Origin of the sequence: Vibrio sp. V43_P6S15P86 (assembly GCF_009904725.1) — a bacterium.
GTDB lineage: Bacteria > Pseudomonadota > Gammaproteobacteria > Enterobacterales > Vibrionaceae > Vibrio > Vibrio diabolicus.
This window is the reverse complement of sequence record NZ_WXWT01000385.1, coordinates 1-6,625: the sequence shown is the minus strand read 5'-3', so window position 1 is coordinate 6,625 and position 6,625 is coordinate 1. Positions and strand designations below refer to the sequence as shown.

General features: G+C 41.1%; 8 protein-coding genes. All 8 read left to right on the top strand.

The window, feature by feature from the left end; translation table 11 throughout:
* Positions 1 to 51 precede the first annotated feature (51 nt).
* A complete protein-coding gene (locus tag CAG69_RS17505) occupies positions 52 to 597 on the top strand; it encodes a hypothetical protein (RefSeq protein WP_161445397.1) in 546 nt (181 codons plus the stop codon).
* Between the two features lie 116 nt (positions 598 to 713).
* Positions 714 to 1,025 carry an antibiotic biosynthesis monooxygenase family protein gene (locus CAG69_RS17500; protein ID WP_017420651.1) on the top strand — a complete coding sequence of 104 codons (312 nt, stop codon included), beginning with the start codon at positions 714 to 716 and terminating at the stop codon, positions 1,023 to 1,025.
* Between the two features lie 750 nt (positions 1,026 to 1,775).
* Positions 1,776 to 2,414, top strand: a complete 639-nt coding sequence (locus CAG69_RS17485; protein ID WP_161445393.1) for a class I SAM-dependent methyltransferase — start codon at positions 1,776 to 1,778, stop codon at positions 2,412 to 2,414.
* A 723-nt stretch (positions 2,415 to 3,137) separates the two neighbouring features.
* Positions 3,138 to 3,764 (top strand): LysE family translocator, encoded by a 627-nt coding sequence (locus CAG69_RS17475; protein ID WP_161445391.1) that lies wholly within the window; start codon positions 3,138 to 3,140, stop codon positions 3,762 to 3,764.
* A gap of 119 nt (positions 3,765 to 3,883) precedes the next feature.
* Positions 3,884 to 4,465 carry a hypothetical protein gene (locus CAG69_RS17470; protein WP_039839640.1) on the top strand — a complete coding sequence of 194 codons (582 nt, stop codon included), beginning with the start codon at positions 3,884 to 3,886 and terminating at the stop codon, positions 4,463 to 4,465.
* Positions 4,466 to 4,599: 134 nt separating this feature from the next.
* A complete protein-coding gene (locus CAG69_RS17460; RefSeq protein ID WP_161445389.1) occupies positions 4,600 to 5,451 on the top strand; it encodes a DUF5677 domain-containing protein in 852 nt (283 codons plus the stop codon).
* 178 nt (positions 5,452 to 5,629) lie between these two features.
* On the top strand, positions 5,630 to 5,959 hold the full coding sequence (locus CAG69_RS17450; protein WP_161445387.1) for a hypothetical protein: 330 nt from the start codon (positions 5,630 to 5,632) through the stop codon (positions 5,957 to 5,959).
* Positions 5,960 to 6,171: 212 nt separating this feature from the next.
* Positions 6,172 to 6,625: hypothetical protein (locus CAG69_RS17440; protein ID WP_161445383.1), on the top strand; the 454-nt coding region annotated here is incomplete at its 3' end.

Here is a 6,625-nt window from a genome sequence, read left to right as displayed (position 1 = left end):
GTTGCTCACACCTTAATGCGGCGTTAGCTTTCTTTCTAATCGGAGTGTCACTTGAAAATCGTTAATGACATTATTCAGACCCAGATTGGGAATATAGGTTTTCACTTTCAAACTTCTAGTGGGGATATATCTGATGCTTCAATAATAATTTCAGAACTAGAGCCAGTTCTTCCTGATGGTATGGAAGTTGAAAATAATATTGCTGCTTTGTTAACTGTTAAGTCTCCAATAGACATAACTGAATTAAAGTTCTCCTGTATTTGGCAAGGAGAACTTCCTAAAGGAAGTATGTGCTCGGGAGAGGCTTTAGATGCATGGGAATGGGAAGCAAATGGACAGTTGGTCATTATTGGAACCGAAGATGGTGACTGGCTATCTTCAAGGCTTAATCTAGGTCAAATAACACAGAACAATTATCCGGTAACTGAACATGGAAACTGCATAACAATAGAAATATCTCGGTATCCAGCAAACAAAGAGCTTACATTGCATTTTGTTGTGGCCAGTAATTCGCTACCAGAGAAACAAGATTGCTCTTGTTGGTTTGCCGTAGATGTCCCTCATGAAAGAATCATCAAATCGTGTAGACAAAGCTAACAAAGCGTTCAAGAGCGATTCCGCAACGCGTGCCAGTTTCGCTTCGCTCACAGTATGGCACGCATTACGTCACGCCTTAACGCGGCGTTATAACCACGGCATAAAATGGAGTATTTATGATAGCAAGGGAATGGAAAGCTACCTGTCCGAAGGAGCATGAAGAAGGGTTTATTGTGTACCTTTACGAGACAGGCATAAAAGACACATCAGCCACCAAAGGTTTTCTTGGGGCACAAATTCTGAATCGAGATTTAGGAGATGATGCTGAAATCACGTTGCTGACTTACTGGGAAGACCTAGATTGTATTAAGTCGTTTGCAGGTGAAGATATCAGTATTGCTAAGTTGTACCCAGAAGACGAGAAGTACAAATTAAATCCTGATCTCCACGTGAGCCATTATGAAGTCCGCGAGAACATGTGGTTATAACAAAGCGTTTAAGAGGGACTTGGCACGCGTGGCATTTCCAATTTGCGTTGGGTTTAGTGGTTAAGGTGCTATGCGGTCACTTTTGTATTGCGTGCCTGCGCCCCTTAACGCGGCGTTAGTCGCCAGAAAAAGCTAGCAATCAAAATCATGTTTCTAAGCTTAAATTTTGGCTGATGATTGTTTGTTATACAGGGTCTTCATCGATGGTCAAAACTCTGTTTCAGCTGTTTTAAGTCCAAAGTTTTGCAAGTGTCCCAGCGGTTTTTTTTTGTTCTTGGGTGCTGACAGTACAGGTCAATCGAGCGTCTGTCCTTGGTTGCAACTCTGCCCGGTGAGTTTGTTGGTTCAAAAGCAGATCTACTCGCTGAAAATCCGTCTTCTCTGGTGTTGTAAGTTCCACGTGGTTTCAGTGACTTTGTTGAAAGTCCGCACTGTTAGATTGGTTTTCCAAAAGCGCTTTTTTGTGTTGTCAGTCCGTTTTCTACGGCGTTTTATGTTCCAAGTGGTTTCATTGAGTAGCTGCTTTGAGACTACGCCTGACTTAGATGCATCAAAGCACATAAAGTTTGTTGTTCGCAAAGTTTAGTTCGGCTTAAAATTGTCGCTCGGTGCCTCGCGACTAACAAACTGTTTAAGAGTGATTCGCAACGCGTGGCATTTTTACTATGCGTTGAATTTAGTGTTTAAGGTGGTATGCGGGAGCTGCGGTATTGCGTTGCTCACACCTTAACAGGGCGTTAGCAGTCAAGGATGAATATGAAACAAGACTATCAAGTTCATGAAGACATGTATGTTGAAGCTCGCCAAGCTGGCTGGAAAGGTTGGGGTGGCAACGAGCGAATGTCTAAAGCAGTTTTAGTGGAGCGTTTTCTCGAGCTATTTAAACGACCCGTGCAAGGTAAATTGCTCGAATTAGGTTGCGGTGAAGGACATCATTGCAGAGCTTTCCAGAAGTTGGGCTTTGAGGTGACAGGTATAGATATTTCACCAACCGCAATTGAATGGGCAAAGGAAAAAGCCAGAGCGACAGGAGTCAAGGGTAATTATTATTCAGCTGACCTAACGGCAGAGTCTCTTGAACTTCCAGAACGTTATGATGTTGTCATTGACGGTAATTGCTTGCATTGCATTATCGGTGCAGATCGAGTCATATTTTTGAGTCATGTTTATCGTTCACTGTCTGAAAACGGGGTGTTTTTTGTCAGTAGCTTGTGTTCTAAAAATGAAAATAGCTATGAAACTTATAGGGATGGCAGTCCATATCGCCATGTTACCTCTGAAAGTGATCTTGTCGTTGAACTAGAGAAAGCAGGGTTCCAAGTGCTTCATATCAGTGTCTATGAGCGTGAAACTTCAAACCACATAACGGTGTATGCGATAAAAGCATAATTTGGTGTATAAAAAACTGCTAACAAACTGTTTAAGAGTGATTCGCAACGCGTGGCATTTTTACTATGCGTTGCGTTTAGTGTTTAAGGTGGTATGCGGTGACATCGGTATTGCGTTGCTCACACCTTAACAGGGCGTTAGGCGACGGGCAGGAAAGTTCTTTGTTCTCATCTTCTTAGGTCTCTTTGAGTATTCGTTTTTCTAAGTCGGCAATTCTCCATTGTCGGCTCAAATTCTTGAACCTCTCTAACCGTAAAACATGCCAATGTTTGTGGGTTGCCTCATTGGTTTTCAGCGTTGGTTGGTGCTGAATTTCATTGGCTCAAAGTGTGGCAAGGGCAAGTCAATTGAGGCTTTCGATTTCGCTGCTAGTTTGTGGCTTTGGCATTTTCCGGTTCAAAACCTGCTTTGTTGCTGAAGGCCAGCATTTCGTGGTTGTTAAAACCTTGGCTGAAACATAGTGGTTTTTATGGTTCTTGAATCACAAAACGTCAGTGGGTGTTTGGTTGGTTATTGGGCTTCAGGTAATCTGCTTTAAAAATAACTTAAACACTGGTGGGAAATTTCGCCTAACAAGGCGTTTAAGGCGGATTCACAACGCTTGGCGATTTCAGTTCAAATTAGCTTAAGTGTTTAAGGTACAATGGTTTAGGTTTGGTGGTAGGCGTTGTTCACCACTTAACGCGGCGTTATGCCACAGCCAGAAAATATGGAGAAAAGGAAATGGATCTTAATTCACTATTACTATTTATAGTCGCTTGTCTTGCTATCAATATGATCCCAGGGCCAGACGTTATCTATATTGTTTCAAACACAATGAAAGGTAAGTTGGTCACTGGGTTCAAAGCTGCAACGGGTCTTGGTGTAGGTTACTTTGTTCATACCATAGCAGCTTCATTAGGATTATCTGCAATTATCCTCAGCTCAGCGGTAGCTTTTAGCGCAGTCAAATGGTTGGGTGCCGCTTATCTAGTCTACTTGGGTGTTCAGTCGTTACTTTCAATGTGGCGTGGGGATAGCACATTGAAAGTAAGTGAAAGCGTTGAAAGTGACAAAAATGTATTTGTACAAGGCGTAATTGTTAGTGTCTTAAACCCGAAAGTTGCACTGTTCTTCCTTTCGTTCCTACCTCAGTTTATTGACACATCATCAGGTTCGGCTTCGATGCAATTATTGTGGCTTGGTTTGTTATTTAGCGTACTAGCTACAATGTGTAATATCCTGTATGCGTCAGTAGGTAGTTGGGTCTTTAGTCGCCCGAATTCTCAGCGCTACTCACGAGGGTTAGAGGGCGTCTCTGGTGTTTTACTTATTGGGCTAGCAAGCAAAGTTGCGATCAGTGATCGCTAGTGGCATAACAAAGCATTTAAGAGTGATTCGCAACGCTTGGCAGTTTCGCTTCGCTCAAGTATAGCCAAGCGTCGCTCACACCTTAATGCGGCGTTAGGTGCAAAAAAAGGAGTTAATCTTTGAGTTTATCAGTATTGGCAATTGAGAATATATCAGAAGTTCTAGCGGCAATTGCTACAGCAACAGCTGGAATCGCTGGCTTTTTAAGTGCATATGCTTCAAATGCTGGTAGAAATGCTGCAATGGCGGAAGATAACTCCCTAAATTTGGAGAATGATGTCCGCTTAGATATAGTCAGGAGAGAATTAAGTCGACAAAAAAGCCTTGCTAAGTGGCAAGGGTTATCTGCAACGTTACTAACAATCAGTCAATACGTAGTTGGTGGTGTATTAACTACATCTTTTATTCAAGATATGTTGTCCTCTCAAGTAGTTGGCTTTCTCGGGTTATTAGTCTTAATATCCTCACTAATTCATCAACATTTCAGACCTGATTTGAAAGCTCGTTTTGCGAAAGAACGCATCGTAATTCTGACAGATCTTGAGAGAGTCCTTGAAGATGAAATCTTCTCTATAACATCAGGTGCGTTGCCAGATACGTCTATTTATGAACTTCGAAAGCGTGTTACTAAAGCACTTAAAGAGATTGAGTTAAGTGAATTACAAGACACTGGAAAAATTGAGTCGGAAGCAAGCACCTAACAAACTGTTTAAGAGTGATTCGCAACGCGTGGCATTTTTACTATGCGTTGCGTTTAGTGTTTAAGGTGGTATGCGGGAGCCTCGGCATTGCGTTGCTCACACCTTAACAGGGCGTTAAGTTTCAAGAGGTAACTATGGACGATAGGTTTAAATCTTGGGTTGCAATGGCTAGCCATTTCATTGGTGAGCACTTTGATCATTGCAAACCTTTTCTAGATAAAGATTTTCAAAACATGCATCCCATGGTTAGGTTTGTAAGTACCCAGTTGTACTTATCTTGTCACTTTAGCTCAGAGAGTTCACTTATTTTGTTGCAGCACGGTCAAGAGTGGGATGCTGAAATTATTAACCGTACGATAATTGAAGGTGTTACCAAGTACATTTACATGCTGAATGGCTCTGAAGAGGAAGTGCTAACGAAAGTTAATGAATATTGGGAGATTCTTCCCAGTTATTCTGCTATTAAACGAAGTGATCGTGCGAGTTCTTTGCTAGCAGAAGTCGACCCACAAGATATGCATAATTGGATTTCAATTCAAGATCTAACACTAGAACCAGAACAAGTGGACAGTATTCGAGGTGATACAAATAAGCAGCAACGAAAACTGCTAGAACAAAAGTGGTCGTTTAGCCACATCATACAAGAGTTTAGCAAGTCTAATGATGCGAGGCTTAATCCTTTGATCCATCTAGGCTATAACTACGGGATGAGTAGTCACCTTATCCATAAAGATGGTGACGGTGTTGCTATGGTGTGGGAGCGATGTGTACGTACGACAGAAGGACAAGCGTGGGTTAAAGCCGCGCATATAGCTCGGTCTATTTCTGATCTCTGCACTTTTGCTGAAATGCGTTCACTATTTCTATTTCAGTTTTGTGGTGAAAATCCAGATTTTTCCAACACCTTGAGACAAAACTATGAGCCACTGTTTGCAAATTTAAAAGCCGCATTGCAAGAATTTAATACCAACGAATATGAAACTTAACAAACTGTTTAAGAGTGATTCGCAACGCGTGGCATTTTTACTATGCGTTGGTTTTAGTTTTTAAGGTGGTATGCGGAGGCTCTGGTATTGCGTTGCTCACACCTTAACAGGGCGTTATGTTCATTAAGTGTTAGCTATCAGAAAATAGTATTTCAACCATAGTAGAAGGGATTAGGCTATGAAATTGAGTGATAAACATGCTCAAGAAACGATTAAGCGACTTCGCAGTAACCCCGAGAACTGGAAATTGAAAGAGTTTAAGAAAGCCTATTTCGTTTTAACGGGTAGAAGGAAAGTGCTAACGGAAGATGAAGCAAAGCTAATTTTTGAAGAATGGGTAGGCTCTCCTTATAGATACCAGAGCTTGGACTTCGCGCTGGCACTTCTATTACTCTCTGGAGACTGGTTTAAGCCGCAATCAACATCGAATATGTCAAAACAAGTCACAGTCAAATATGCATCAAGTGACGTTAGTACTTGTTCCAGTCCGGTTGCTTACAAAAAATGAACATAACAAATTGTTCAAGAGGGATTCGCAACGCGTGGCATTTTTACTATGCGTTGAGTTTTGTGTTTAAGGTGGTATGCGGCGGCTTTCGCATTGCGTTGCTCACCCCTTAACAAGGCGTTATACGCTTCGTCTTGTCGTTTAGTGAATTGGTTTAAAAGACTCACTTGATAGAATATAATATGCGCATAATCTAATAATGAGAACATATAATGTCAGATGTACTTAAAAATCTAATATCAAGCTTAGAAAAATTGCAAGATGTTTTTACAACAGAAGACGTAGACGGAGCTGATTTCCTCAGTCAGTATGGTTGGGAGCACTCTGCAATTGATAAAAATGATTTAGTTGCTTATATAGATAACTTTGCAGCTAGGCTTGTGGCTGTTGAATCAAGTACCCTTGACACAAAAACACTTAAACGTTTTGAACATTTTACAGAACAAATCGAAACACTAACAAAGAATAGTGAAGAACATTTTATTGATGCCGAGTCGTATATTAGGGTTATCGTCCCTAACATTGTCATCACTCTAAATGTAATATTTGCCTATATTGAAGATGCACTTTTCGGTTGGGATTATATTAATGATAATAAAATGCTTCCCAAGACGCTAACAAATAGGTTAAAGAGTGCTGATCTACGTATAAATAACATTGAAGCTT